The 23,940-nt window shown below is 67.0% G+C and carries 29 protein-coding genes and 1 pseudogene; 13 read left to right on the top strand and 17 right to left on the bottom strand.

The window, feature by feature from the left end; translation table 11 throughout:
- The first annotated feature begins 105 nt into the window (after positions 1-105).
- Positions 106-1,083 carry a zinc-binding dehydrogenase gene (locus NA10_RS02170; RefSeq protein ID WP_067562620.1) on the top strand — a complete coding sequence of 326 codons (978 nt, stop codon included), beginning with the start codon at positions 106-108 and terminating at the stop codon, positions 1,081-1,083.
- Positions 1,084-1,300: 217 nt separating this feature from the next.
- Here NA10_RS02170 and NA10_RS02165 read toward each other — a convergent pair whose 3' ends face one another.
- Entirely contained in the window at positions 1,301-2,191 is an 891-nt protein-coding gene (locus NA10_RS02165) for a 2-hydroxy-3-oxopropionate reductase (RefSeq protein ID WP_067562617.1), read from the bottom strand.
- A gap of 244 nt (positions 2,192-2,435) precedes the next feature.
- Between NA10_RS02165 and NA10_RS02160 the strand changes: the two genes are divergently transcribed.
- Entirely contained in the window at positions 2,436-3,200 is a 765-nt protein-coding gene (locus tag NA10_RS02160; RefSeq protein WP_067562615.1) for an IclR family transcriptional regulator, read from the top strand.
- Positions 3,201-3,215: 15 nt separating this feature from the next.
- On the opposite strand, the gene NA10_RS02155 is transcribed toward NA10_RS02160, so the two are convergent.
- Complete coding sequence (locus NA10_RS02155) at positions 3,216-4,106, bottom strand: SDR family NAD(P)-dependent oxidoreductase (RefSeq protein WP_084514224.1); 891 nt, start codon at positions 4,104-4,106, stop codon at positions 3,216-3,218.
- Positions 4,107-4,220: 114 nt separating this feature from the next.
- Between NA10_RS02155 and NA10_RS02150 the strand changes: the two genes are divergently transcribed.
- A complete protein-coding gene (locus NA10_RS02150) occupies positions 4,221-4,955 on the top strand; it encodes a hypothetical protein (protein ID WP_067562613.1) in 735 nt (244 codons plus the stop codon).
- Here NA10_RS02150 and NA10_RS02145 read toward each other — a convergent pair.
- Positions 4,930-6,396, bottom strand: coding sequence for an MFS transporter (locus NA10_RS02145; RefSeq protein ID WP_067562610.1), 1,467 nt, complete (start codon positions 6,394-6,396; stop codon positions 4,930-4,932). The two genes, NA10_RS02150 and NA10_RS02145, sit on opposite strands and share 26 nt — an antisense overlap.
- Positions 6,397-6,523: 127 nt before the next feature.
- Here NA10_RS02145 and NA10_RS02140 point away from each other — a divergent pair, with 127 nt between their 5' ends.
- The gene (locus tag NA10_RS02140) at positions 6,524-7,192 is read left to right on the top strand and encodes a TetR/AcrR family transcriptional regulator (protein ID WP_067562607.1); all 669 of its coding nucleotides are present in this window, start codon (positions 6,524-6,526) and stop codon (positions 7,190-7,192) included.
- Between the two features lie 185 nt (positions 7,193-7,377).
- On the opposite strand, the gene NA10_RS02135 is transcribed toward NA10_RS02140, so the two are convergent.
- Positions 7,378-7,785: a YchJ family protein gene (locus NA10_RS02135; RefSeq protein ID WP_067562605.1), complete on the bottom strand. Its 408-nt coding sequence runs from the start codon at positions 7,783-7,785 to the stop codon at positions 7,378-7,380.
- Positions 7,786-7,898: 113 nt separating this feature from the next.
- Here NA10_RS02135 and NA10_RS39070 point away from each other — a divergent pair.
- Together NA10_RS39070 and NA10_RS02130 are read left to right on the top strand one after the other, a co-directional pair.
- Positions 7,899-8,045 (top strand): annotated as a pseudogene (locus NA10_RS39070) (PadR family transcriptional regulator); the annotation flags it as partial.
- A gap of 6 nt (positions 8,046-8,051) precedes the next feature.
- Positions 8,052-8,354 carry a virulence activator alpha C-terminal domain-containing protein gene (locus NA10_RS02130; protein WP_281180137.1) on the top strand — a complete coding sequence of 101 codons (303 nt, stop codon included), beginning with the start codon at positions 8,052-8,054 and terminating at the stop codon, positions 8,352-8,354.
- Positions 8,355-8,358: 4 nt separating this feature from the next.
- Here the strand turns inward: NA10_RS02130 and NA10_RS02125 are convergent, their stop codons facing one another.
- The 6 genes from NA10_RS02125 to NA10_RS02100 form a co-directional block, all read right to left on the bottom strand.
- Positions 8,359-9,027 carry an O-methyltransferase gene (locus NA10_RS02125; protein ID WP_067562600.1) on the bottom strand — a complete coding sequence of 223 codons (669 nt, stop codon included), beginning with the start codon at positions 9,025-9,027 and terminating at the stop codon, positions 8,359-8,361.
- A gap of 71 nt (positions 9,028-9,098) precedes the next feature.
- Positions 9,099-10,820, bottom strand: coding sequence for an urease subunit alpha (locus NA10_RS02120; RefSeq protein WP_067562598.1), 1,722 nt, complete (start codon positions 10,818-10,820; stop codon positions 9,099-9,101).
- Positions 10,820-11,131, bottom strand: a complete 312-nt coding sequence (locus tag NA10_RS02115; RefSeq protein WP_067562595.1) for an urease subunit beta — start codon at positions 11,129-11,131, stop codon at positions 10,820-10,822. The genes NA10_RS02120 and NA10_RS02115 overlap by 1 nt, the downstream gene beginning before the upstream one ends.
- 3 nt (positions 11,132-11,134) lie before the next feature.
- Positions 11,135-11,437, bottom strand: a complete 303-nt coding sequence (locus NA10_RS02110; protein WP_067562593.1) for an urease subunit gamma — start codon at positions 11,435-11,437, stop codon at positions 11,135-11,137.
- A gap of 101 nt (positions 11,438-11,538) precedes the next feature.
- Positions 11,539-11,931, bottom strand: a complete 393-nt coding sequence (locus tag NA10_RS02105) for a PaaI family thioesterase (protein WP_245676967.1) — start codon at positions 11,929-11,931, stop codon at positions 11,539-11,541.
- A gap of 87 nt (positions 11,932-12,018) precedes the next feature.
- Positions 12,019-12,402, bottom strand: a complete 384-nt coding sequence (locus NA10_RS02100; protein ID WP_067562591.1) for a hypothetical protein — start codon at positions 12,400-12,402, stop codon at positions 12,019-12,021.
- 526 nt (positions 12,403-12,928) lie between these two features.
- Here NA10_RS02100 and NA10_RS02095 point away from each other — a divergent pair.
- Positions 12,929-13,450: a DUF6879 family protein gene (locus NA10_RS02095; protein WP_067562589.1), complete on the top strand. Its 522-nt coding sequence runs from the start codon at positions 12,929-12,931 to the stop codon at positions 13,448-13,450.
- On the top strand, positions 13,408-14,274 hold the full coding sequence (locus NA10_RS02090; protein ID WP_307188372.1) for a helix-turn-helix domain-containing protein: 867 nt from the start codon (positions 13,408-13,410) through the stop codon (positions 14,272-14,274). Before NA10_RS02095 ends, NA10_RS02090 begins: the two co-directional genes overlap by 43 nt.
- A 31-nt stretch (positions 14,275-14,305) precedes the next feature.
- Here NA10_RS02090 and NA10_RS02085 read toward each other — a convergent pair whose 3' ends face one another.
- A complete protein-coding gene (locus tag NA10_RS02085; RefSeq protein WP_157555954.1) occupies positions 14,306-14,611 on the bottom strand; it encodes a hypothetical protein in 306 nt (101 codons plus the stop codon).
- Between the two features lie 378 nt (positions 14,612-14,989).
- Complete coding sequence (locus tag NA10_RS02080) at positions 14,990-15,481, bottom strand: MarR family winged helix-turn-helix transcriptional regulator (protein WP_067562583.1); 492 nt, start codon at positions 15,479-15,481, stop codon at positions 14,990-14,992.
- A 21-nt stretch (positions 15,482-15,502) separates the two neighbouring features.
- Between NA10_RS02080 and NA10_RS02075 the strand changes: the two genes are divergently transcribed.
- The gene (locus NA10_RS02075; protein ID WP_067562582.1) at positions 15,503-16,294 is read left to right on the top strand and encodes a CPBP family intramembrane glutamic endopeptidase; all 792 of its coding nucleotides are present in this window, start codon (positions 15,503-15,505) and stop codon (positions 16,292-16,294) included.
- Complete coding sequence (locus NA10_RS02070) at positions 16,287-17,489, top strand: alpha/beta hydrolase (protein ID WP_067562580.1); 1,203 nt, start codon at positions 16,287-16,289, stop codon at positions 17,487-17,489. The genes NA10_RS02075 and NA10_RS02070 overlap by 8 nt, the downstream gene beginning before the upstream one ends.
- A gap of 8 nt (positions 17,490-17,497) precedes the next feature.
- On the opposite strand, the gene NA10_RS02065 is transcribed toward NA10_RS02070, so the two are convergent.
- The 4 genes from NA10_RS02065 to NA10_RS02055 all read right to left on the bottom strand — a co-directional run bounded on the left by NA10_RS02065 (position 17,498) and on the right by NA10_RS02055 (position 19,717).
- On the bottom strand, positions 17,498-17,968 hold the full coding sequence (locus NA10_RS02065; protein WP_067562579.1) for a hypothetical protein: 471 nt from the start codon (positions 17,966-17,968) through the stop codon (positions 17,498-17,500).
- Between the two features lie 43 nt (positions 17,969-18,011).
- A complete protein-coding gene (locus tag NA10_RS36365; RefSeq protein ID WP_157555952.1) occupies positions 18,012-18,170 on the bottom strand; it encodes a hypothetical protein in 159 nt (52 codons plus the stop codon).
- A gap of 250 nt (positions 18,171-18,420) precedes the next feature.
- Positions 18,421-19,335, bottom strand: a complete 915-nt coding sequence (locus NA10_RS02060) for a TIGR03564 family F420-dependent LLM class oxidoreductase (RefSeq protein WP_067562576.1) — start codon at positions 19,333-19,335, stop codon at positions 18,421-18,423.
- A 79-nt stretch (positions 19,336-19,414) separates the two neighbouring features.
- Positions 19,415-19,717, bottom strand: coding sequence for a pyridoxal-phosphate dependent enzyme (locus tag NA10_RS02055; RefSeq protein ID WP_067562573.1), 303 nt, complete (start codon positions 19,715-19,717; stop codon positions 19,415-19,417).
- A gap of 372 nt (positions 19,718-20,089) precedes the next feature.
- On the opposite strand from NA10_RS02055, the gene NA10_RS02050 reads away from it, so the two are divergent.
- A complete protein-coding gene (locus NA10_RS02050) occupies positions 20,090-21,445 on the top strand; it encodes a TIGR01777 family oxidoreductase (protein WP_067562570.1) in 1,356 nt (451 codons plus the stop codon).
- Here NA10_RS02050 and NA10_RS02045 read toward each other — a convergent pair.
- Positions 21,442-22,290 (bottom strand): MerR family transcriptional regulator, encoded by an 849-nt coding sequence (locus NA10_RS02045; RefSeq protein ID WP_067562568.1) that lies wholly within the window; start codon positions 22,288-22,290, stop codon positions 21,442-21,444. The genes NA10_RS02050 and NA10_RS02045 overlap by 4 nt on opposite strands.
- A gap of 225 nt (positions 22,291-22,515) precedes the next feature.
- On the opposite strand from NA10_RS02045, the gene NA10_RS02040 reads away from it, so the two are divergent.
- Both NA10_RS02040 and NA10_RS38050 read left to right on the top strand, forming a co-directional pair.
- Positions 22,516-23,214, top strand: coding sequence for a hypothetical protein (locus tag NA10_RS02040; RefSeq protein WP_157555950.1), 699 nt, complete (start codon positions 22,516-22,518; stop codon positions 23,212-23,214).
- Entirely contained in the window at positions 23,130-23,798 is a 669-nt protein-coding gene (locus NA10_RS38050) for an NAD(P)H-binding protein (RefSeq protein WP_281180136.1), read from the top strand. Before NA10_RS02040 ends, NA10_RS38050 begins: the two co-directional genes overlap by 85 nt.
- The last annotated feature ends 142 nt before the right edge of the window (positions 23,799-23,940 follow it).

Genomic DNA, 23,940 nt, shown 5'->3' with positions numbered 1-23,940 from the left:
GCATCGCTGAATCTTAAGCGGACCCGAACCGATCGCTTGACCTGAACCACTGTCGAGGTTGCAAGCTGGGACCGTACGGTCAGTTTTCGAGCTCCAGGAGTCTGTATGCACGCCGTCCGCCTGCACGCCTTCGGCCCCGCCGCGAATCTCGAATACGAGGTGGTGCCCGACCCCGAGCCCGGTCCCGGTCAGGTGCGCATCGCCGTCGCGGCCTCGGGGGTGCACCTCATCGACACCACCATCCGTTCGGGCCGGGTGATGGGTCCGATCCCGCTGCCGGAGCTCCCCACCATTCCGGGCCGGGAGATCGCGGGTGTCGTCGACGGGCTGGGCGAGGGCGTCGACGAAAGCTGGCTCGGGACAAGGGTTGTCGCGCACATCGGCCAGGTACCCGGCGGCTACGCCGAAGTCGCGGTCACCGAAGTCGAACGGCTACAGCAGATTCCGGAGACCCTGGACCCCGCGCAGGCGGTCGCCATGATCGGCACCGGCCGAACCGCCCTGGGCATACTGCAATTCGCCGATATCTCCGCCGAGACCGTCGCCATCGTGCTGGCGGCGGCGGGCGGTATCGGCACCCTGCTGGTGCAGTATCTGAAGAACGCCGGCGCCACCGTGATCGGCTCGGCGGGCGGCCCGGAGAAGGTGGACCTGGTAGCCCGCAACGGCGCGGATCTGGCCGTGGACTACCGGCTCCCCGACTGGGCGGATCGAATCCGCGCCGCATACGGCGACCGCCCGGCCACCCTGCTCTTCGACGGTGTGGGCGGCGAAATCACGCCCGCCGCACTGGATCTGCTCGCCGACGGCGCACAGCACCTCACCTACGGCTTCGCCGCCGGACCCGCGCGCATCGACGAGGCCGCCCTCGCCGCACGCAAGATCATCTCCGAATCGGTGCTGGGCCCACGCATGTTCGCCCTCCCCGGCGGAATGCGCGCACTGGAGGACACCGCCCTGGCCCAGGCGGCGGCCGGTCACCTCCGCCCCGACCTGCACCGCTTCCCCCTCGCCCAGGCCGCCGCCGCCCATCGCGCCCTCGAAACCCGAGCCACCACGGGCAAAGTCGTGCTGATCCCCTGATCCCCTGATACCGAGACCGCAGCGTCACGGTCGACTTCAGCCACCGACCGTATCGCGCACTACGCCGACTCCGGAGATCTCGACCTCCACGAGGTCGCCCGGCCGGGTCCGGCGCCCGCGGGACGGCCGGCGAGCAGCACGTCCCCGGGTTCGATCCGGGTGGTGTTGCGCAGGGCCGCCGGCAGGACCGCGGCGTCCACGGCCCGCATGCGTGCCCTCAGTTCTCCCCGTCCGCGCGTCCGCTCCGGCGCTCCACCCCGCGCAGCAGGGCGCTGTGGTCCAGGCCGCCGTCGCCGTGCGATCGGGCGTCCGTGAGCAATTCGGCGACCAGCGATCCGAGCGGCAGCACCAGCCCGGCTTGGTGCGCGGCGGCGGTCACAATGCCCAAATCCTTGTGGTGCAGGTCGATTCGGAATCCGGGCGCGAAGGATCGCGAAAGCATATTGCCCTGTTTCTGCTCCAAGACCTTCGAACCGGCCAGTCCCCCACCGAGCACGCGCAGGGCGGCGTCGAGGTCCACCCCGTGCGCCTCGAGGAAGATCACCGCCTCGGCGAGCGCCTGGATATTGGCCGCGACAATCAGCTGGTTGGCGGCCTTGACGGTCTGCCCGGAGCCGCTGGGGCCCACGTGCACAACGGTTTCGGCGACCAGGTCGAGAATGGGCCGCGCCGCGTCGAAGTCCGCGACCGCGCCGCCGACCATGACGGACAGCGTGCCCGCGACCGCGCCCGCCTCTCCCCCGGAGACCGGAGCGTCGAGCAGCCGGAATCCGCGCGCGGCGGCCTGATCCGCGAGTTCGACGGCGACATCGGGCCGGATGGTGGAGAAGTCGATGATCAGCGCGCCCGGCTCGGCGCTGTCGAACACCCCCTTGGCCCCCGTCAGCACGTCCCGCACATCCGGCGAGTCGGGCACCATCACGCAGATCACCTCCGCGCCGCGCACCGCGTCGGCGATCGAGGTGGTGGCGCGGCCGCCCGCGGCGACCAGCGGGGCGGCCTTGATCGTGGTGGGGTTGAAGCCGGTCACCAGGTGGCCGGCGGTGGCCAGGTGGACGGCCATCGGACTGCCCATGATTCCCAGTCCGATGAAGGCGATCTTGGTCATGCTCTATCCCTGAAGTCGTTGCGTACGAAGGGTGTTCAGGAGCTCACCGGGGACACTCGGGCGTTCTCGATCGCTGCGACGAAGGCGTCGACCTCGTAGCGACGCGAATGACCCATGGAGCCCTCCGTCGAATTCCATAATGCGGAAATTCAATTCTGTTATGCGGAATACTATAGGAATCAGGTCCGGCCCGGTCAAGAAATGGCAGTAGACTTCCGCCATCCGGAAATGGAGGAGACCAGCGGTGACCGCAGCAGAGGAAGCCAAGGGACGCACCGGTGGCGTCCAATCCATCGAGCGCGCCTTCGGCCTGCTCGAGACCATGGCCGAGGAGGGCGGGATGATGGGGCTCTCGCAGCTGGCCACCGCCTCGGGGCTGCCGCTGCCCACCATTCACCGCCTGGTGCGCACCCTGGTCGACCTCGGCTATCTGCGCCAGGAACCGTCCCGGCAATACGTCCTGGGCCCCAAGTTGATCAAGCTCGGCGAGAGTTCGGCGCATATGCTCGGCGTCCGCGCTCGCCCGCAGCTGGCGCGGCTCGTCGACGAACTCGGTGAATCCGCGAATATGGCCATGCTGGACGGGGATCAGATCGTCTACGTCGCGCAGGTGCCCTCACGCCATTCGATGCGCATGTTCACCGAGGTGGGCCGCCGTGTGCTGCCGCACTGCACCGCCGTGGGCAAGGCGCTGCTGGCCGGAATGCCGGGCGAGCGCACCCGAGAGCTGTTGCAGCGCACCGGAATGCCGCGCTACACCGATCACACCATTACCGATCCGGGCGAGTTCACCCGCCAGCTCGAGGCCGCGGCACGCAGCGGTTACGCCATGGACGACGGTGAGCAGGAGGTCGGCGTGCGCTGTGTCGCGGTCAGCGTCCCCGATGCCCCGGCACCGCTGGCGATCTCCATCTCCGGTCCGGCGGGCCGGATGACCCAGGATCTGGTGGACCGCGCGGTACCACTGCTCACCGAGGTGGGCCGCGCACTGTCGGCCGATCTGCGGTGACCGGGCGCTGATTGCTCAGCGCCGGAAACCGCGCTCCATCAACCGTTGTGCGGCGCCGCGCCGCAGATCGGTCCAGGCCTGCACCGGCCCCGTCCACCAGGGCGATATTTCGCGCGGGCGCGATACCACGGCGTGGCAGACCAGATCCGCGGCCTCCTCGGCGGTCAGACCCGGGACGCCGGTGAAGTCGGTGGGCGCGCTCATCCTGGTGTGCACCAGCGGCATGTAGATGGAGGTCGTGGTGACATTGTCGGCGGCGATTTCGGTTGCGACGGTGCGCAACCAGACATCGAAGGCGGCCTTCGAGGCGCCGTAGGCCGACCAGCGCGGGGCGGGCGGCATGCGCAGGCCCCAGGTGGATATATTCACAATGTGCCCGTGACGACGCTCGCGCATACTGGGCAGCAGCGCCAGCAGCAGCCGCACCGGGCCGAGGTAGTTGATATCGATGGTGCGGGTGAAATCGTGGAAGCGATCATAGGATTCGTCCACGGGACGGCGAATCGACTTGCCCGCGTTATTGATCACCACGTCCACGTGCCCGTGCTCGGCGAGCAGGGCCGCGCCGAGCTCCGCGGTGGCGTCCATTTCGGTGAGATCGGCTTGATAGACGTGTGCGGTGCCGCCGTCCGCGCGGATCTGCGCGGCCACCCGCTCCAGATCGTCGAGTGTGCGGGCGACCAGCAGGACGGTCGCGCCCGCCGCGGCGATCTTCTTGGCGGCGGCCTTGCCTATCCCGTGTGAGGCGCCGGTGACCAGGACGACCTGACCGTCCACGGCCTCGCGCAGCGATTTCTCACGCGGTCGGCTCGTCGGATAGAAGAGCCTGGTCGCGACGCGTTCCGCGAGCGGACGGCCGGTGGATTCGGGTTGGGTTTCGGGGTCCGGAGTCGAGTTCTCACCCACGCCACGACTGTAACCTTCTGACCGGTCCGTCACCGGAGTTGAGTGGAAATACCCAGTGCGCGAGGCGCTTTGCCATACCAGGATGAAGGGAGCTTCGGGGAGAGGGCGGGGACGATGACGGAACAGGGACCACCGGAACGAGTCTCGATCGCGGGCTGGATCGCGCGCGGTATCGCGGTGGTGATCCTCCTACCGCTGCGGCTGCTGTGGGAGGGGTGCAAGCTGCTCGGACGCGGTATCGCCGCGACGCTCGGGTATGTCCTCGACACTCTGATCGAACCGATCGCGAAGCTGTTCTGGTACTGGATCATTCGCCCGGCCTGGGCCTTCTGCAAAGATTTCCTGTGGGGCCTGCTCATCGGGCAACTGCTGTGGGGCATGATCCTGACCCCGATCGGGGCCTTCCTGCTCGACTTCCTGCTGCGTCCGATCAAGCGCGCGGTCGAGGAGTGGCTGTGGCGGAAGATCGTGAAGCCGGGCCTGATCTGGTTCGGCGACAAGGTCATCGAACCGATCGCCAAGGCGATCCTGTACGTGCCGTATTTCCTGGTCCGATGGCTGATCCTGTGGCCACTGGATCAGCTCTGGCGCTGGGTGCTGCGACCGATTCTGACGGTGCTCGGCGCGACGCTGGGATTCGGCTGGCGGGTCGCCACCACCATTGTCCGCGTGCTGGTGGTGACGCCCTGTCGGTGGCTGTATCGCACTGCGCTGCAACCACTCTCGGCCGTGCTGGCGACCGTATGGCGGGCCACCGTGGTCCGCCCGGTCCGATTCGTCTACCTGCGCGTGATCACGCCCGTGAACAAGGGCGCGGCCGAGGTCATGACCGCGCTTTTCGGCCACTGATCACCGCAATGACCGCCATGAGGGCGAGCAGGATCGCGCCCGCGGTGGTGGCCACGTGCATACCGTGCACGAACGACGCCCGCGCGGAGTCGATCAGCGCGGTATCGCCACCGGCATGGGTGAGGGTCTCCCCCAGCGTCGATCCGAAATCGCCGCCGGAGCGGAAGACCAGTGCCGCGAGCGAACCCAGCAGCGCCAGGCCCAGACCATTGCCGAGCTCGAAACTGGTCTCGGAGATGCCGACCGCCGAACCGGCCCGCTCGGGCGGCACCGAGGCCACCGCCACCTCCGACACGAGGGTGAAGGCCATGCCGAAACCGGCGCCCGCGACCACGGTTCCGGCGATGTACCAGCCGATTCCACCGTCCACACCGATGCCGAGCAGCATGAGATTGCCGATCGCCGCCATGCTCAACGCGACGACGAAGGCGGTCCGGGTGCCGAGTTTGCGGCCGATCCGCGCACCGCTTACCGAACAGACGAAGACGACCACGGCCATCGGAATACCGAGCAGGGCCGCGCCGAGCGCATCACGACCGGTCACCGATTGCAGGTACACGCTGGTCAGATAGCTCATACCGGCCAGGGCCAGCATGCCGACGGTGCTGGAACCGACTGCCACCGAGAACAATCCATTGCGGAACAGGCTCAGATCCAATAGCGGTTCGGTCAGGTGCCGTTGCCGGCGCACGAACGCCACGAGCAACAGCACGCCGAGGAATCCGATACCGATGACCGGCAGGTCGAAACCCTCGGCCGCGAAATGCTTGACCGCGTACACGATCGGCAGAATGCCGCCGATGGACAGCGCCACACTCGGCAGATCCAGGGGAGCCAGCCCCGACGAACGATGCTCGGGCAGCAGTAGCGGACCGAAGACGAGCAGCACCACCAGCACCGGCGTATTGATCAGGAAGACCGAACCCCACCAGAAGTGGTGCAGCAGCACGCCGCCGATGATCGGCCCGACCGCCGAGCCGCCCGCGAAGAACGCGGTCCAGACGCCGATGGCGGTGGCGCGCGCCCGTGCCTCGGGGAACATGGTGGAGATCAGGGCCAGGCTCGACGGCAGCAGGGTCGCACCGCCGACACCCATGAGCGCTCGCGCGGCGATCAGCACGCCCGCGCTCGGTGCGAAAGCGGCCAGGACCGAGGCCAATCCGAAGATGGTCGCACCGGCGAGCAGAATATTGCGGCGTCCGATACGGTCACCGAGATTGCCCATGGTGATGAGCAGTCCGGCGATCATGAAGCCGTAGATATCGAGAATCCACAACTGCTGGGTGGCCGAGGGGTCCAGATGCTCGGTCAGCGTGGGCATGGCCAGGTACAGCACCGACATGTCCATCGACACCAGCAGGACGGGCAGCAGCAAGACCGCCAGGCCGGCCCAGGCGCGGCGCGGCGTCTGCGCGGCGGGACGCGCGAGAATGCTGGTCATCACCTATCCTCCGAGCTGATCAAGGGATTTACGCCTACGGGATTGACGCACAAAGCGCGCGTACGTCGTACGCGCGGCTGGAGTACAGTGTACGCAGATTCGCAATGAGAAGGAAACAATTCGTCCGATGACCGAGGCCAAGCTCACTCGCGCCGCCATTGTCGACGCCGCCATCGCCCTGGCCGACGAGTCCGGAATCGATGCCCTGTCCATGCGACGCATCGCCGAGCGCATGGGTGCGGGCGCCATGTCGCTGTACCGGCACGTGCCGAACAAGGACACCCTGCTCGCCGCCATGACCGATGAGGTCTCGCGCCGCAATCCCTATCCCTCGCCCGCGGGCCGGGGCTGGACCTGGCGTGATCGCGTCCGCATTGCCGCGGAGGTGGATTGGCGGCTCTACCGCGAACATCCGTGGGTGCTGTTCACCTTCGCGGTCCCGCGCTACAACTTCGGCGAGAACAGCCTGGTCGTGTTGAGCTGGCTGGTCGAGGGATTCACCGAACTCGGCGTCAGCACCCGCGAGGCGACCCGCATGTCACTCGCGGTGTGGAGCTATATCGCGGGCGTGGCGCTGCAACACGTCAGCGCCCAGCTACTCATCGATCGGGACAGCGAGAGCGAGGAACGCTCGGGTCTCACCGCACTCCTCGAAGGCGCACCGCGCTGGACCCCCCCACCCGCCCTCGCCGACCTGATCGGAACCGGCGAAGCGGATCTGCTCGACCCGCAAACCCTCCTCAACTCCGGACTGACCGCCCTCTGCGACGGCTTCGAAGCCGGCACCCGCAAATAACCCCCGGAACTTCCCGGCACGCACTCTTGCATCGACTGCAAGTCGGTACGCAGCGCGCCGACCCACCCGGCCATTCCGCACCCCGCCCCGTTATCCCGCACACCAACCTCGTCGAGCACAGCAACCTCGTCGTCCCGCACACCCACCCCGTCATCCCGGCGTGCTTTCGGCCCGGATCCGACCCCTCAGTCCGTGACCACCCCGTCGAGGTAGACCCACGCCCCGTCGTCCCGACGAAACCGACTGTTCTCGTGCATATCTCCCGCCACGCCGCCGACGCGATAGTGCGCGCGAAACTCCACGGTCGCCTCGGTATGGAACGGCCCGCCACCGGTCGAACCGAGGATTTCCAGTCGCTCCCACCGCATTCCGGGATCGAAGTCGACCTCGGCGGGCCGGGTCGAGGGATCCCAGCTGCGCAGGAGATACGCCTCATCGCCCACCGCGAAGGCACTGAATCGCGAGCGCATCAATTGCTCGGCGGTAGTGGCCGCCGCACCCCGATGCAGTCGGCCACAGCAGTCCGCGTAGTTCGCGGGCAGTCCGCACGGACATTCCACCGGGATCGGGCGGGCTTTGCGACGCTTCGACATCCGGTCATTGTGTCAGTTGCGGTATGGCCGAACTCGGTCAGCAGGACCACATCGTGCTGGGATTGATCGCCAGGCACGGGCCGCTCACGCCCTATTAGCTCAAGGCCAGGGTCGAGGAGAGCGTCGAATACTTCTGGCCGATTCCGCACGGGCAGCTGTATCGGATTCCGCCGCGCCTGGCCGAGCAGGGACTATTGCGCGAAGAGACCGAGACCGGCGGGCGGCGCAGGCGGGTCTTCCACCTCACCGCGGCGGGCCGTGCCGAATTGACCAGGTGGCTGGGCGATCCCCTCGCACCGCCGCCGGAGACACGCGATCCCGCGCAGGTGAAACTCTTCTTCGCCGATCTCGGGCGGCCGGACGCTGTGGTGGGTCTGGCGCGGGCGCAGGCCGCCGAACACCGCCGCCGGCTGGATCTCTACCGCACACTCCAGGCGGAGATCGACCCGGCGGACAGCCTGCGGGCGGTGTCGCGGGAACGCATTCCGCAGCTCGGCATCAAGCACGAGCGGGCCTATGTCGAATTCTGGGAGGAGCTGGCCGCGCACCCGAACGGTGCGCGGAAGTAATCAGTCAGTCCTGATCGCTCACGAGGGCGTAGAGGAAACCGTCCCAGCCCTTGCCACCGACGGTTTGCAGGACGGTGCCGTCGAGTCGCGGTTCGGCGGCGATCAATTCGATGACCTCGCGGCTGGCGCGCACCGCGGCATCGGTGGAATCCGCGTTCGCGATGCCGCCGTTGCGGACCACATTGTCGACGATGATGACCGAACCGGGCCGGGTCAGCTTCAGGGCCCAGCGCACGTAGTTGGCGTTGTTGGCCTTGTCGGCATCGATGAAGACCAGGTCGAACGGTTCCGGATGCTCCCCGGCCAGGACCGGCAGATTGTCCAGGGCCGCGCCGATCCGAATGTCCACGCGGTCACCGACTCCCGCGCGATCGAGGTTCGCGCGCGCCACCTCGGCATGTTCGGGCTCGTACTCGAAGGTCACCACCTGGCCTTCCTTGCCTACCGCCCGGGCCAGCCAGGTGGTGCTGTAGCCGCCGAGCGTGCCGATCTCCAGCACCCGCCGGGCGCGCGCGGATTTCGCGATCAGGTAGAGGAATTTGCCCTGCGGCGGAGAGACGTCGATGGCGGGCAGGCCCGCGGCGGCATTGGCCGCCAAGGTCGGCGAATCCCCGTCTCCCACCAGGGAATCCACGAGATAGCGATCTACTTCGGCCCAGTCGGATGTCGTCATGCCGCCAAGTCTGCCACCCGCGCGTCGCGGGCGGCCTCCTTATATTCGGCGTGATCGAACCTCGGAAAACCTCAGAAGAGGAAGTAGCGCTGTGCCATCGGCAACTCGGTGGCGGGCTGTTCGGCCCAGACCTCGCCGTCGATTCGGACGGTGAAGGTGTCGGGCTCGACCTCGATGCGGGGCATGGCGTCATTGCGGGGCATATCGGCCTTGGTGCGGCGGCGCACATTGGCGACCGGCACCAGTTTCCGATTCACCCGCAGACGATCGGCGAGGCCGTCCTCGATGGCGGCCTCGGAGACGAAATGCAGTGAATTGCCCGCCGCCACGGCCGGGGCCGCGCCGAACATGGGCCGCGGCAGCACCGGCTGCGGAGTCGGAATCGAGGCATTGGCATCGCCCATGGCGGCCCATGCGATGGTGCCGCCCTTGAGGACCGCGTGCGGGCGGACCCCGAAGAAGGCCGGTTCCCACAGCACCAGATCGGCGAGTTTGCCGACCTCGATCGAGCCGATCGCATGGTCGAGGCCGTGGGCCACGGCGGGGCAGATCGTGTACTTGGCGACATAGCGCTGCACCCGATTGTTGTCCGCCGCACCATCTCCCGCGAGCGCGCCGCGGCGCTTCTTCATCACGTGCGCGGTCTGCCAGGTGCGCATGACGACCTCGCCGATGCGGCCCATGGCCTGCGCGTCACTGCCGATCATGGAGATCGCGCCCATATCGTGCAGTAGATCCTCGGCGGCAATGGTGGAGGGGCGAATCCGGCTCTCCGCGAAGGCCAGATCCTCCGGAATCGAGGGGCTCAGGTGATGGCAGACCATGAGCATGTCGAGATGTTCGTCGAGGGTGTTGACGGTGTGCGGGCGGGTCGGATTGGTCGAACTCGGCAGCACGTTCGGATACGCGGCGACGGTGATGATGTCGGGTGCGTGGCCGCCGCCCGCGCCCTCGGTGTGATACGAGTGGATGGCCCGGCCGCGGATGGCCGCGAGGGTGTCCTCCACGAATCCGGCCTCGTTCAAGGTGTCCGAGTGCAATGCGACCTGGACGCCCGAGGCATCGGCGACGGTCAGGCACGCGTCGATGGCCGCCGGGGTGGTGCCCCAGTCCTCGTGCAGTTTGAAACCGGCCGCGCCGCCGCGCAATTGCTCCCACATGGCCTCGGGTCGCACCGTATTGCCCTTGCCGAGCAGCACGATATTCACCGGCCAGCCGTCGGTGGCCTCGAGCATGCGGCCCAGGTGCCAGGCGCCCGGCGTGACGGTGGTGGCCTTGGAGCCCTCGGCCGGTCCGGTGCCGCCGCCGACGAGGGTGGTGATTCCGCTGCCGATCGCTTCGTCGAGGATCTGCGGGCAGATGAAATGCACATGGCAGTCGATCGCCCCGGCGGTGACGATGCGGCCGTTGCCCGCGATGATCTCCGTGGAGGGGCCGACCACCAGATCCGGGTGCACGCCGGTCATGGTGTCGGGATTACCGGCCTTGCCGATGGCGCTGATGCGGCCGTCGCGAATACCGATGTCGGCCTTGATGATTCCCCAGTGGTCGACGATCACCACACCGGTGATGACGGTGTCCGGGGTGCCCTCGGCGCGGGTGGCGCGCGCCTGGCCCATGGATTCGCGCAGTACCTTGCCGCCGCCGAAGACGGCCTCCTCACCGGCGAGTCCCGGTCCACCGCTGCGGTCTTCGGTGATCTCGATCAGTAGATCGGTGTCCGCCAGGCGAATTCGATCGCCGGTGGTGGGCCCGAACAGCTGGGCGTAGCGGGCGCGGGAGAGTTCGGCCATCAGGCGTCCAGCTTTCCGGGAGGGTTCAGGCTGATTCCGTGCACTTCGCGGTTGCCGCCCAGTGGGACCAGCGAAACCCGCTGTCCCAGACCGGGTTCGAAGCGCACCGCGGTACCGGCGGGAATATCGAGGCGGCGGCCGTGCGCGGCCTCGCGATCGAAGTCCAGGGCCGAGTTGGCCTGCGGGAAATGCACATGGCTGCCGACCTGAACCGGGCGGTCACCGGTATTGACCACGTCGACCTCGATGCGATCGGCTCCGGCATTGAGTTCGATAGTGCCTTCGGCACAGAGGTATTCGCCAGGAATCATGACTCAGCCGATCGGGTTGTGGACGGTGACGAGTTTGGTGCCGTCCGGGAAGGTGGCCTCGACCTGCACGTCGTGAATCATCTCCGGCACCCCGTCCATGACATCGGCGCGGGTGAGCACACCGCGCCCGGTGCTCATGAGCTCGGCGACGCTGCGCCCGTCCCGCGCTCCCTCGAGGACGTGATCGACAATGAGCGCGACCGCCTCGGGATGGTTCAACTTGAGTCCGCGAGCCTGCCGTCGCCGGGCCAACTCGGCCGCATAACTCAGCAGCAGGCGTTCCTGCTCGTGCGGCGACAGTCGCATTCGGGCTCCTCGGCGAACGACGGGGCGGGTCGTCGGCCATTCTGACACGCCCCGCGTTACCCGAATGTTTCGTCCGAGATCAGCCCCGTCGCGCCGGATTCTCAGCCCCGTGGGCTCAGGTTCTGCAACCGCACTTGGCCGCGCGCGACCATCCGATCCTGCTCATCGGTGATCTCCACGACCCACAGTTGCTGCGAACGCCCGCGATGCACCGGCGTGGCGACCCCGCGCAGCACGCCCTCGCGCACCGCCCGCAGAAAGTCGGTGTTGTTGTTGACCCCGACCACCGAGCCGCGCTCCCCCAGCCACACACTGCCCGCGACACTGGCGAGGGTTTCGATGACGGTGCAGTACACCCCACCGTTCACAATCCCCGCGGGCTGATGCTGAGTAGGCGTCACAACCCATTCCGCCGCAACCCGATCCGGCCCGATCTCGGTCATCTTCAGCCCGAAGGTGTCGACGAATGTCCCCGCGCTGAACTTGTTCATCATCTCGGGCGTCAAATCCGCCATGGACTTGATCGAGGAGAACTCGTCGCTCCCCGTGGTCGCTTGGTCATCAGAGGTCATGTCAGGAGCTTAACCAGCCTCGGATTTCGGACACGAAGGGTTCAACGCCTCGGCAAGCTCCACCGACGACAACCCGAGCCGCCACCGATACCGCCGCGCCGGGGCGACGGTGTACAGCTCCGCGAACACGGTCACCCGATCCGAGCTCCCACCCACATGTCCGAGATCGGGAGTGATCACACACCCCGAATCAACCCGCCGAACCACGTCGTACAGCGCCCGCATATGCGGCCCATCCGTACTACCGAGCACCAGCACCTCGGCAACCCGCAGATTCAGCTCCTGAGCACGCTGCCGCGCATAAAACGTCGCCCAATCCAGATCAGCCTTACTCGTCAGCAGACCGCGGTTCACAAAGATGACCGCCCGGTCCCGCCGCTGCCCGTCCCTCATGTCGGCCCCTATCCCTCGGTGATGAGGCGATCCGAGTGCGGTCGACTGCACCGCCCGAACGCCTAGCACTGAAGGTAGGAGCAGGTGCGATGCGCTGAACAGCAGTTTGTAGATGTTTGCCGCAACTTGGCTTGAATCGTTGACCTGACCTGCCGATCAGGGTCACGCTCATATCCGGGTTACCGACAAACTCTGATCGTGAGGTTCCACCATGCTTCTTCGCTTTCTCGGAGTAGACACCCGCAATGGCGGCTCACCAACGCTGTACGCCTCCGACCGAAACACCTACGTTGTGTTGGGATGGGAAGTGCCCGAACGAAACTCGCGGCACATCGAGATCCCGCATCGATTGCTGTCCTACCTCGAGAAGGGAACCTGTCTCGGTACTCTGCTCGAGGACACCGGACACGGCTGTTCTTCCTCGAAGGTGAGCCGGTCATCGATCCGGCCGCGCTGGACATGATCAGCTCGCCGTCCGGGGAGCGCAGTATCGAAGTACCGATCGGAAAGGAAGTCCGCCCGGACGATGCAGCTACTTACCGCTGAAGAGCAAGAACAATTGTTCCGAGACTGCCGGCGGCGGGCATTCCACCTGGAGGTCCAAGACACCTATGCGGTTGCCGACGAAGCCGAATCGTTGGCGAAGTTTCTGGAGACCGGGGAGTTCGAATACGACCCGGATTGGCAGCACTGGGATGACCTCATGCGAGAGGTCACCGAGTCGGGACGGTTGGTGCAACGTGTGCGTGTAGTCAGCGAACCACACACCGACTACACGCGGTTTCTGTTCGCCACGACGGTGAGCAACCTTCAGTCCGGAGAAGATATTCGTTGGCTTCCAAGGCATTTGATCGATCCTTCGAGGCTGACGGCAGATGATTGGTGGCTGTTCGACGACGATACGGTGGCTTTCACAGCCTTCAGGCCGGATGAAACCCTGGGAGGGTTCGCGGTGACCCGCGACCTCGTGATCATCGATTACTGCCGCACCGTCCGCGACCAGGTGTGGGATTTGGCAACTCCGCACTCGGAATACCGCATCAAGTAGTGACCAGCGTCCAGCAAGCACGCGAAACACTCGGGGTACGACTCCGAGAGCTCCGGAGGCAAGCCAACCTCACAGGCTTGGAATTGGCCCGGCTCGCAGGCTGGGACAACTCGAAGGTCTCCCGGTACGAGCACGGCAAGCAGACGCCGAGTGAGCAGGACATACACACGTGGTGTGCGCTGACGAACGCCCCTCACGACATCGCGGACCTGATCGCCTCCGTCCGGAGCGTCGAGGCAGCCTGGCTGGAATGGAAGCGGGTTCAGTCCCACCATGCCCAACGGAAGATTGCTCGGGTAGAGGCGGAATCCAAGTTCATCCGCGGCTATGACCCGGACCTGATCCCGGGCCTATTGCAGACACGGGACTACGCCACCGCGGTATTGCGAGAGTGCGTCCGGTTCATCGGTGGCCCCGATGATCTCGGCGCTGCCGTTGCCGTGCGCATGGAGCGCCAGCAGGTCCTGCGCAAAGGGCAGCGCCGTTTCCATTTCCTCATCGCGGAGCAGGCCCTGTACACCACCGTGGGATCGGATGGCGTCATGACGGGACAGCTCGAATACCTTGCGGCGCAGGTTCGTTCGTCACGTTTCGCGATAGGAATCATCCCCCGGACAGCCCAATTCCGGGTTCCCGCAACCAACTTCCTCATGTACGACGCCGGGCATGTCCGAGTCGAGACCGTCAGCGCGGAACTCACCATCAGTCAGCCGCGAGAGGTGGTGCTGTACGAAAAGGCGTTTCAGATCCTGGCGAAACATGCTGCCAAGGGTGAGGCCGCACGCGCCCTCATCTTCGAGGCTCTTGAAGCTCGCACGCGATAGTCCTTCTACGATGCCCGGCCCCGGTGATCTCTCAGGACGCGAGGGAGATCACGAACAGCACCAGGGCCAGGATCAGCAGGGCGAAGGCGACGATTACGGCGGGGCGCTGATACAGCGGCTTGCCGGGGTCCATGGGCAGGCGTGGGCCACCCGGGATCGGCGGGGGTAGGGCTACCAGGACTGAGCGGGGGCCGAGGTTGATCAGCATGGTGATGGGGTTGATGACGGCGGAGAGGAAACCCCACCAGCCGATCCAGAGGCTTTCCTGGGTCATTTTGCGGTAGGTGGCCAGGCCGCAGTCGCGGCAGAACGGGCCGGGGTATTTCAGGAACTGCATGAAGAAGATAAACCCGCGGTGGCCGCGGATATCGACCTCGGCCGCGGGGGTTGAACCGCAGTAGCGGCAGTAGACCCCGTTGGCCGATCCCCGTTGTGCTGAATGTCGCTGCGGCATCGACAAAGTCGAATCCCCCCGTGAGAACCCCGAATTGAAACGCGTGCCCGAAGACACCCTGCCGGGACACTAGCGCCGCGAACAGACGCGGGCAATTCCTTTGCGGGGATCGCGGGCACCTCGACGAGCGGAGGCTTGCACATTAGGTAAGGCTGCCCTATGCTGAACTCGGCGTCGGGATCGAGCGAGGCCCCGAGGGCTGCGGCGGCCCCCGATCCGCTGCCGGCGGTGGGTTCCATTGCGCGTCAGTTCCATTGCGCGTCAATGGAACCCACCGCCCTCTTCGTTCAACTCCGCCGCGAATACCCGGTGACTCTCCCGGGTCTCGGCGAGGAAGTCTCGGATGAGGGTCAACTCGTCGGCGGTGTAGCCGTTCAAACGCGCTCGGCCGCGGGCGATTCGGGTGGCCAGGATGGGCGTCACCAGGTCCACGATGTGCGCGGTCGGGGTGATGAGTACGCGTTTGCCGTGCGTAGGGTCGGGGGCGCGGGAGGCGTAGCCCTTGGCTTCGAGGCGATCCAGGAGTGCGGTCACCGAGCCCGGTGTCAGGCGCAGTTTCCGCGCCAGGGCACCGGCGGTCTGCGGCCCGTCGCGCATGATGAGGTCGAGGCATCGCAGATCGGTGCGGCCGATGCCCAACCGGCCCGCCAGCGCGCGGTCACCGTCGTCATGGGCCGCCTGAAGTGCGGCCAGCTCACCCGCCACCTGGGCCTGGAGCTGTGCCTTCTCCGATTGTGTTTGACCGTCGAACATAATTTCAGCATACTAAGTCTGATGGTCGAGCACTCTGAAAACTGCGTGCAGTGGGTGCCGGTCGGCGTGTATCTCGGCATCGTCCTCCCGGCGATGATCGGATTCGGGCTCACCGGATCACCCCTCCTGGTGGTGTTCGCCATGCCGTCGGTCGTGGCACTGGTGCTGGCCGTGATCTCACGCCGCCGCCGAACCATATTCGGCGATATGGGAATTCGACGCGCTCCGGTCGCATCGCTGGCAGCCTCGGCACTCGCGCCGGTGGCGGTGACCGCGGCCGGTGTCGGCGTCGTCATCGCGTGCGGGCTGGGTCGCCTACCTACACAATGGCTTTTGCCGATCGGGGCATGGCATGTGCTCGGCGGCCTGCGGCAGGGCCTGTTCGAGGAATTCGGCTGGCGCGGATTCCTCCAGCCCCGGTTGACCACCCTGCTCGGGGCACACGCGGCCGTGCTGTGGACCGGATTGGCCTGGGCGGTATTCCATTTCGGCTTGATCATCGGCGGCGGCACGCCCGGAGGTGTTCCGCTATGGATGTATCTGCCGGTCTTCACCCTGACATTGGTCGCGGTCAGCGTCTTCGCCGGATATCTGCGCCTGGTGACCGGGAGCGTGTGGCCCGCAGTGGTTTTGCACGCCGCGGCCAATATCGCCGGGGGTTATGCCGATCAGGTGGTGGTATCGCTGTCCCATCCCGCCGTCGCGCAAATGCTCGGCGACGCTGCGGGATTGCTCGTATGGCTGACGCTGGCGGTCTGGGCGTGGCCGCGACTATCGTTCCCACTCCGAGAGGATCGGCGAATTTATGCGTAGAGCACAATGTTTCGCGATGGCGGCGCTGGTGGCGCTGCTCGGATCGAGCGCCTGTTCGGCCCGCGAGGACGGCCCCGCACCCGTCAGCCGGGGTGAGATCGTCGCGACGACCCCGATCGCGCAGATGTCGGCGCAGGATGTCACCGACTACCTGACCAAGGGAGGGATTGATACACCGGTGCGCAATGGCGTGGAAAGTTATCGCGTCGTGTACCGGACCATCGCGCCCGATGGCGCGGCGACCACCGCGAGTGGACTGGTGGTCCTGCCGCGCACGGATTCCCGGCATCTGCGGGTGGTCAGCTATGAGCATGGGACGCTGGCGCAGAAGAATGCCGCGCCCTCGGTCGATGGGGTGCACCACCCCGATCAGGCGCGCACGATCATGTTCGCCGCGGTCGGTTATGCGGCTGTCGCGCCCGATTATCTGGGGCTCGGCGAGGGCCCGGGCACGCACCCGTATACGCATGCACCCTCCGAGGCGAGCGCCGGTGTCGACCTGTTGCGCGCCGCCCGCACCTTCACCGGACAGCGGCAGCGCGAACTCGACAACGCTGTGCTGGTCACCGGATTCTCCCAAGGCGGCCATGCCGCAACGGCTTTGGCCAAGGCATTGCAGAGCGGTGCGGACCCCGGGTTCGGGCTGGCCGCATTGGCACCGATCAGCGGACCCTACGACGTCCAACATGTCGAGACCCCCGCCGGGCTGGACGGTCGGGTCGGCGGGGGAAGCGCGGTGTACTACTTCGCGTACTGGGTCACCGCCATGAATCGGATCTACCACCTGTACGACAAGCCGTCCGAGGCGTTCCAGGAGCCGTACGCGGAGAAGGTCGAGGGCCTCTTCGACGGTCTGCACGATGATGCCGCCATCGTCACCCAGCTCCCCGCGCAGCCGAATCAGCTTCTGACGCAGAGATTCATGGATCTCGCGCTGAATCCGACCGGGCAGGTCCTGAAGGCGATGACCGAGAGCGACGGGACCTGCGACTGGACGCCGCGGGTACCCGTTCGTCTCTATGCCGCCACCGGCGACCGGAATGTGCCCTACGCCAATGCCGAACACTGCCTACAGGCCCTGCACAGCGATAACGCGACGCTGACGAACCTCGGCGATACCGATCACAACGGGTCCGTCCGCGCCGCGCTGCCGGGGATCCTCGCCTGGTTCCAGCAGGCACTCCCGGCGACCTGATCGAATCACTATGCCCGGATGGCTATTTCGTGGAATCCGGTCGGCGTCTCGATATGACTCACATCCCGGAAACCGTTCCGGCTCAACCACCCCGATCGCAGCGCCACGGGTGGCGCGAACCGGACCTCGGCCTGCCGCCCGGCGGTCACCACGGTGGCCTCGCGTTCGCGACCCCGCCCTTCGCAGATCCAGAGTTTGCCGAACACCAGCACCTCGGGCCGACTCTGATCGTCCAGGGTCACCTGCACGTCATTGCCGATGTACTCACCCCACACCGCCCACCAAGTGGTCGCCGGGTCCTGCGGAATGGGACCGGACGCCCCGACCGCCATATCGCTGTGCCCCAGCCATTCCCGCCAGGGCTGGCCGCGCGTCCCCGCGCCGGCGGGCTCGGACGGCCGTATCCGGAAACGTTCGTCATCGGGCCGCCACTCCACCCGCAGTCCGGAAACCGGTAGCACTATCTCATCGGATCGCATGTCACACTCCCGTCGAAAGTCCCTGCGCTGCGGGCGATATCGGTCAGCGGTACTGCATCATCAAGGTCAACAGCGCGACCGCGGCAGCGCCGCAACCGCTCGCCAGGACACCTAGGAAGAACTGCGCACCGACATAGGGCCGCCGATTCACACCGACTCGCTCGCTCGAGCTGCTGACGGAGATCTCCCGCATCAAGGTCATAACCTACGACTACCCACGTCCGCCTGTTATGAAACCGTGATGTCGAGTCTCGCTGCTCACCGCGCCGATTCCACCGCCTCGGCGGTGTCCCCGACATAGGCCGACCAGAGGCGTCCGCGTTCGCGGCCGTGGCCAGACGGTGCGCTACGACGATCGTGGTGCGACCCGCGGTGAGCACCTACACGGCGGGTCGAGCCCTGGCATCGGTGGCCAGATCCAGCGATGCGGTGGCCCGCGCTCTTGTCTCCGGTCACCGACCGGCTTCGAGTTCGCCGAGCAAGATCCAGGTGCGACGCTGATCGGCCGCACCGGCCAGATCGGTGGAGGTGAGCACGACCTCGGTGGCTCCGGCGTCGTAGTAGCGCCGGATACCGGCTGCCACGGTCTCCTCATCGCCGATGAGCGCCAGATCCGCGGCCCGGTCGGCGCCTTCGAGTTCGATGACGCGACGGTAGGAGGGCACCTGTTCGTAGAACGCCAGCTGTTCCACCGCGCGGGCACGGGTGCCCTCGATATCCGAGGTGACCACCGCCGGTACGAAAGCGACTACGCGCGGGGCGGTTTCGGCCGCGCGCGTGATCGCGGGCACGATCTGGGCGCTGAGCGTCTTGGGGCCCGCCAGGTACGGCAGTGTGCCGTCGGCGAGCTCACCGGTCACCCGCAGGGCCTGCGGACCCATGGCCGCGACCAGGATCGGCACCCGAGGTCGCGCCCCGGCGACCGTGGTCGGCAGCGGCGGTGTCGCGGTGAGCAATTCGCCGTGAAAGTCGGCGGTGCCGGTCTCCAGCAATTCCCGCAATCCGGTGAGGAATTCGCGCAGCCGTGTGATCGGCCGGTCGAAGGGCAGCCCGAAAGCGCCCGCGGTGAAGGTCGATCCGACGGCCAGCCCGAGGTGATAGCGGCCGTGCGTCGCGGCCTGCGCCGTCTGCGCCTGCGCGGCGACCACCAGCGGATGCCGTCCGATCACCGGAATCGCCGAGGTGCCGACCTGAAGTTCGGGCACATCCCGGCCGACGATCGCGGCCAGCGCCGGTGAGTCGTAATCCATCCGCTGCCCGAACCACGCCGATCGCACGCCCAGTGCGGCCGCGGCCCGGGACTGCTCGACGATCTCATCGACATAGTTGGTGACATTGGCTCCGGCGAGCGCTACTCCGAGTGTCATACCTTCGGCCAACCTCCCGCCCGCGACCACTGTTCCCATGAAATCATCTTGATCACAACGCTTTTCGATGCCTGCGCGGTCAGCGCAACAAGAATCCGCGTGCGCCGAGCTGCTCGCGCAGCCGGTGCCGCCCCTGCAACGCGGCGGCCGAACCGAGCCGGGCCAGCACCCGATCGACCCAGGAGTGCTCGAGACGCTGTTCGGCGGAGAACTCGGCGATGCGCGTCTCGACGCTCCCACCGGGATTCAGGTACTCGAGCTTCACGTAGACGGTGACGCGGAGGTCATCGGTGACCCGATTCAATCGCACCAGGGCGTATTTGCCGATCGCGGCGGCGAACGAGTCGTACGTATCCGCGCCGGTGGCCGATACCGTGCTCATGCGGCAGCCCCTGCCTGTCCCGCCGAGCCCGTCGAACACCCCCCGGCGTAGCCGGAGATATTCGGGTCAGATTCGCAGCATCAGCATCCCACGACCAGGATTCGGGTCAGCGCGAACACAAGTAACCCTGTTCGGCCTTCCGGTGCCCCGGGGGCTGCATCGACAGGGCGGAGGGCGGCTCTGCCACACCACGATCGACGCAGCCTCCGGCGGCACCGGATCGCACCGGCACCGCGACGAGCGACAACCATCGTAAACCCAGCGATGCATTTTCAATGCGAAGATCGGCGCATTTACTGCCAAGCCTGGCATACGCGGGATAAAACGATGCACCATCAATGCGTCGAAATTGACCTCGACTACAGTCGAGGCATGGGCATCGAGTGTTCGAGCGTCGTCGCCGCACCGCTGACCGAGGTCTTCGACTGGTTCGCGAGACCGGGCGCCTTCACCCGCCTGTCCCCGCCATGGCAACCCATGACCCTGGTCAGCGAGTCCGAATCGCTCGCCGACGGCCGCGCCGTGCTGGGGTTGCCCGCCGGATTGCGCTGGGTCGCCCGGCACGATCCGGACGGCTTCGATCCCCCGTACCGATTCGTCGACCGCATCGACAGCGACGGCCCCGCCTCGCTCCCGGCCGCGCTCGCGATCCGCTGGAAGCACACCCACGACTTCGAGGCGGTCGATGCCACGCACACCCGCGTACTCGACCGGGTGGACACCCCGGTGCCCGCGCGAATACTGCGCTCCACCTTCGACTATCGCTATCGCCAGCTCGCCGCGGATCTCGCCGCGCATCAGACCGCGGCACGGCACGGCTTCACGCGCTCGACCATCGCGGTGACCGGTGCGACGGGATTGGTGGGCACCGCGCTGACCGCGTTCCTGAGCACCGGTGGGCATACCGTGATCCGGCTGGTGCGGCACGCGCCGCGCGATGCGGGTGAACGCCAATGGAATCCGGCAAATCCGGCGCCTGACATGCTGACCGGTGTGGATGCCGTCGTCCATCTCGCCGGGGCCTCCATCGCGGGCCGGTTCACCGACCGGCACAAGCGCGACATCGCCGACTCCCGCATCGAGCCCACCCGCGCGCTCGCCGAACTCGCCGCGCGCACCGGCATTTCCACCTTCGTCAGCGCCTCGGCGATCGGCTACTACGGCGATGACCGGGGTGATGAGACGCTCACCGAACAGAGCGAACGCGGCGGCGGATTCCTCGCCGATGTCGTCGCGGACTGGGAGCGGGCCACCGAGGTCACCGGCTGCCGGGTGGTCCGGGTGCGGACCGGAATCGTGCAGTCCCCGGCGGGCGGCACGCTGCGCCTGCTGCGGCCGCTGTTCACCCTGGGACTGGGCGGGCGCATCGGCGACGGCAGCCAGTGGCTGTCCTGGATCGGCATCGATGATCTGATCGATGTGTATCACCGTGCGCTCTGGGATGATTCACTCGCCGGGGCGGTCAACGCGGTCGCGCCCGCACCGGTGCGCAATAGCGAATACACCCGGGTCCTTGCAGCGATACTGCATCGCCCCGCCGTCCTGCCGGTGCCGGGCTTCGGTCCCGCGCTACTGCTGGGCAGGCAGGGCGCCCGCGAACTCGCGCTGGCGAGCCAGCGGGTCGCCCCGGCCCGCCTGGCCGCGGCCGGTCATGAATTCCGCAATCCCGATCTGACCTCGGCACTGCGACATGTGCTGGGCCGCACCGACTCTCACGCCGAGAGCTAGACCAGCCGCCGTACCGCGTCGGAGAGATTGGTCACCCGGATCGCCGCGGCGGGCAGGATCACCTCGGCCCAGCCCGGACCGCCGACATGCACCCGCGCACCGCCCGCCAGCCCGACCCGCACCACCGAGGTCAGTGCCGTGGACTCCTGTTGCGACCACAGCACCACCGCCACCGGTCCGTCCAATCGCCGCAGGGTGTCCGCCAGCGCCTCGGTCGGCACATCGGGTCCCAGCGTATGCGCGCCGACGCCGCGCTCGGCCAAGGCCGCCCGCAGCGCCTCCAGCGGCAGCGAATGCGCCTCACCGCGCGTGCAGGCCAGCACCACGCGCGGCGAAACCTCGCCCGGCGGAGGCGGATTGGTCCGGTGCAGCGCCGACATCACACACCAGGACAGGAAATGCTCGACATCGATACAGCCCTCACCGGCGCCCTGGCGCGCCACGATCTCCGCGAAAGCCGGGCGGCACAGCTCATCCCAGGTGCTCACCACCCCGAAATCCCGCAGATGCGCGATCAGCAGGCGTGAGGCCGCGGCGGTATCGAGCGCGAAGGCCGCCGCCAGCAGTGGTCCGCTGTCGCCGCGAATCGCGCTGCCCGCCCGAATGAGTCCGGCCGCTCCGGCCGGCGTGGCACCCGACTTGATCAACGCGCGCATCCGTTCGAGCAAGGCGATATCCGCCTCGGAATAGAGGCGATGCCGACCCGGTCGATGCGTGGCCGGGCCGATTCCATAGCGCTGATTCCAACTCCGCAGCGTGGCCGCCGGAATCCCGAGTCGCTCGGCCACGACACGCACCGGATAGCCCTGTCCGGGCTCTGCGGTGGATTCGGAACGCGCGACCATTTGCCCATTCTGCCCGGCGCACCGCGAGATAACGCACTCCGCCCCGCACGGTCCGCACGGCCGCCCGGGCGTGGCAGCCGAACCCCATACCGCCAATATTGAATCGAATGCGCATCGTTTGTGTAATCTCTGTGCACGCAATCGTCCGGTACGAGATCGGGCCGGTCGGAGCATTTACCGCATTTCTCCTGATTCCGACAAAGTTCGCATAATAAGAGGGACGCCTTGACTCAATCCGATGAAATGCCGCTGTCCTTTCCCCCCGCCGAGCCGCCGCTGTCCTTTCCCCCCGCCGAGCCGCCGCCATTTCCGGACGACCAACCCGCGAAGCAGCGCCTGTCCCGGCGCAAACTCGCCGCCCTCGCGGGCATCCTCCCGCTGAGCGCGGTCGCGGTCGGCTCGGCTCTGCTGCCCCGCAACGGCGAGGACACCCGCTCGGCGGCCGCCGCCCAGACCAGTACGAAGACGGCGCCGACCCCGAGCACCATCGCGACCATGACCGAACCCCCGGCCGGGCTGGCACCGGAGATCTCCCGCATCGGCACCCGCCATATCGCCGCACTGCACGCCATTCACACCTATTTGAACCACATCGCGACCTACGACCCGCAATCACTGGACAGCTATTTCACCGGAGCCATCGAAGCCACCACCGGCGTGTGCCGGCAACAACTCCTCGACACCCACAACGCGACCCGCGAATACCTGCTCGCCACCAACAGCAGCAGCCAGGTCATCGAATTCAATTGCGGATTGCGCGCGATCACCGGCACCACCGCCCTCGGGGTCGGCTATGTCAAACAATCCACCTCCAGCGACCTGAGCCCCGATCCGGCGGTATCGCTGTTCGCCTCGGTGGTCACCGCGGAGGAGCAGCCCGACGGCCGCTGGCTCATCAGCGAGGTGAAGCGCATTTCGACCTAGCTTGGCGGCTAATATGGTTAGGTGCCATATTACCGGCATGGCACCGGAGCCGGGATCCGGACCGGTTGCGCGCCAACATATCCCGGACCTCCGGCGTCGAAATCCGCTGTGCCGACGCCGCGGATTCCGACTCATTGCGGACCGCCTTCGATGGGGCGACCCAGCTGTTCCTCACCATGTCCGACAGTCCGGATCAGGTCGCACTGGAGACCCGGGTGATCGACGGCGCCGCGGCGAGCGGCATCGCGCACATCGTCGAACTCTCCGCACCGACGGCCGCCCCGGATTCATCGGTGGCGATCGCGCGCTGGCATGACGAGATCGAACAGGTGCTGCGCGCGTCCGGGATCGCCCATACCCCGCTGCGGCCGTACGCGTTCATGCAGAAGCTTGCGCTGCTGGGCCGCGAGGTGGCCCGGCGCGGCGCGATCGTGGGCACTATGGGGTCGGCCGTCTGCAATTACATCGACTGCCGCGATATCGCCGATGTCGCCGCTGCGGCACCCGGCCCGAAATCGCCGGGGGCACATACACCCTCACCGGATCCCGGACCGTCGGGTACCCGGAGCTGGCGAGCCTGTTGAGCACACTGCTGGGCGCCCCGGTCGAGTACATCGACCTGCCCCCGGCGCCGAGCACGGTTCGCCGCCCTCCCCGGTCTGACCCGCACCGGCGGCGGCGATATCGCCCGCCGACTTCCGGGAGTATCTGATCGAACGACCGCGG

The sequence above is a fragment of the Nocardia acidivorans NBRC 108247 genome, from assembly GCF_001625085.1.
Taxonomy (GTDB): domain Bacteria; phylum Actinomycetota; class Actinomycetes; order Mycobacteriales; family Mycobacteriaceae; genus Nocardia; species Nocardia acidivorans.
The sequence above is the reverse complement of the archived record's forward strand: the minus strand, read 5'-3'. Positions and strand labels throughout refer to the sequence as shown.

Coding starts and splice junctions, on each gene's coding strand:
- NA10_RS02170 (WP_067562620.1), top strand. CDS start 106: ATGCACGCCGTCCGCCTGCACGCCTTCGGCCCCGCCGCGAATCTCGAA.
- NA10_RS02165 (WP_067562617.1), bottom strand. CDS start 2,191: ATGACCAAGATCGCCTTCATCGGACTGGGAATCATGGGCAGTCCGATG.
- NA10_RS02150 (WP_067562613.1), top strand. CDS start 4,221: ATGACGGAACAGGGACCACCGGAACGAGTCTCGATCGCGGGCTGGATC.
- NA10_RS02145 (WP_067562610.1), bottom strand. CDS start 6,396: ATGACCAGCATTCTCGCGCGTCCCGCCGCGCAGACGCCGCGCCGCGCC.
- NA10_RS02140 (WP_067562607.1), top strand. CDS start 6,524: ATGACCGAGGCCAAGCTCACTCGCGCCGCCATTGTCGACGCCGCCATC.
- NA10_RS02135 (WP_067562605.1), bottom strand. CDS start 7,785: ATGTCGAAGCGTCGCAAAGCCCGCCCGATCCCGGTGGAATGTCCGTGC.
- NA10_RS02125 (WP_067562600.1), bottom strand. CDS start 9,027: ATGACGACATCCGACTGGGCCGAAGTAGATCGCTATCTCGTGGATTCC.
- NA10_RS02120 (WP_067562598.1), bottom strand. CDS start 10,820: ATGGCCGAACTCTCCCGCGCCCGCTACGCCCAGCTGTTCGGGCCCACC.
- NA10_RS02115 (WP_067562595.1), bottom strand. CDS start 11,131: ATGATTCCTGGCGAATACCTCTGTGCCGAAGGCACTATCGAACTCAAT.
- NA10_RS02110 (WP_067562593.1), bottom strand. CDS start 11,437: ATGCGACTGTCGCCGCACGAGCAGGAACGCCTGCTGCTGAGTTATGCG.
- NA10_RS02105 (WP_245676967.1), bottom strand. CDS start 11,931: ATGATGAACAAGTTCAGCGCGGGGACATTCGTCGACACCTTCGGGCTG.
- NA10_RS02100 (WP_067562591.1), bottom strand. CDS start 12,402: ATGAGGGACGGGCAGCGGCGGGACCGGGCGGTCATCTTTGTGAACCGC.
- NA10_RS02095 (WP_067562589.1), top strand. CDS start 12,929: ATGCAGCTACTTACCGCTGAAGAGCAAGAACAATTGTTCCGAGACTGC.
- NA10_RS02085 (WP_157555954.1), bottom strand. CDS start 14,611: ATGCAGTTCCTGAAATACCCCGGCCCGTTCTGCCGCGACTGCGGCCTG.
- NA10_RS02080 (WP_067562583.1), bottom strand. CDS start 15,481: ATGTTCGACGGTCAAACACAATCGGAGAAGGCACAGCTCCAGGCCCAG.
- NA10_RS02075 (WP_067562582.1), top strand. CDS start 15,503: ATGGTCGAGCACTCTGAAAACTGCGTGCAGTGGGTGCCGGTCGGCGTG.
- NA10_RS02070 (WP_067562580.1), top strand. CDS start 16,287: ATGCGTAGAGCACAATGTTTCGCGATGGCGGCGCTGGTGGCGCTGCTC.
- NA10_RS02065 (WP_067562579.1), bottom strand. CDS start 17,968: ATGCGATCCGATGAGATAGTGCTACCGGTTTCCGGACTGCGGGTGGAG.
- NA10_RS36365 (WP_157555952.1), bottom strand. CDS start 18,170: ATGACCTTGATGCGGGAGATCTCCGTCAGCAGCTCGAGCGAGCGAGTC.
- NA10_RS02060 (WP_067562576.1), bottom strand. CDS start 19,335: ATGACACTCGGAGTAGCGCTCGCCGGAGCCAATGTCACCAACTATGTC.
- NA10_RS02055 (WP_067562573.1), bottom strand. CDS start 19,717: ATGAGCACGGTATCGGCCACCGGCGCGGATACGTACGACTCGTTCGCC.
- NA10_RS02050 (WP_067562570.1), top strand. CDS start 20,090: ATGGGCATCGAGTGTTCGAGCGTCGTCGCCGCACCGCTGACCGAGGTC.
- NA10_RS02045 (WP_067562568.1), bottom strand. CDS start 22,290: ATGGTCGCGCGTTCCGAATCCACCGCAGAGCCCGGACAGGGCTATCCG.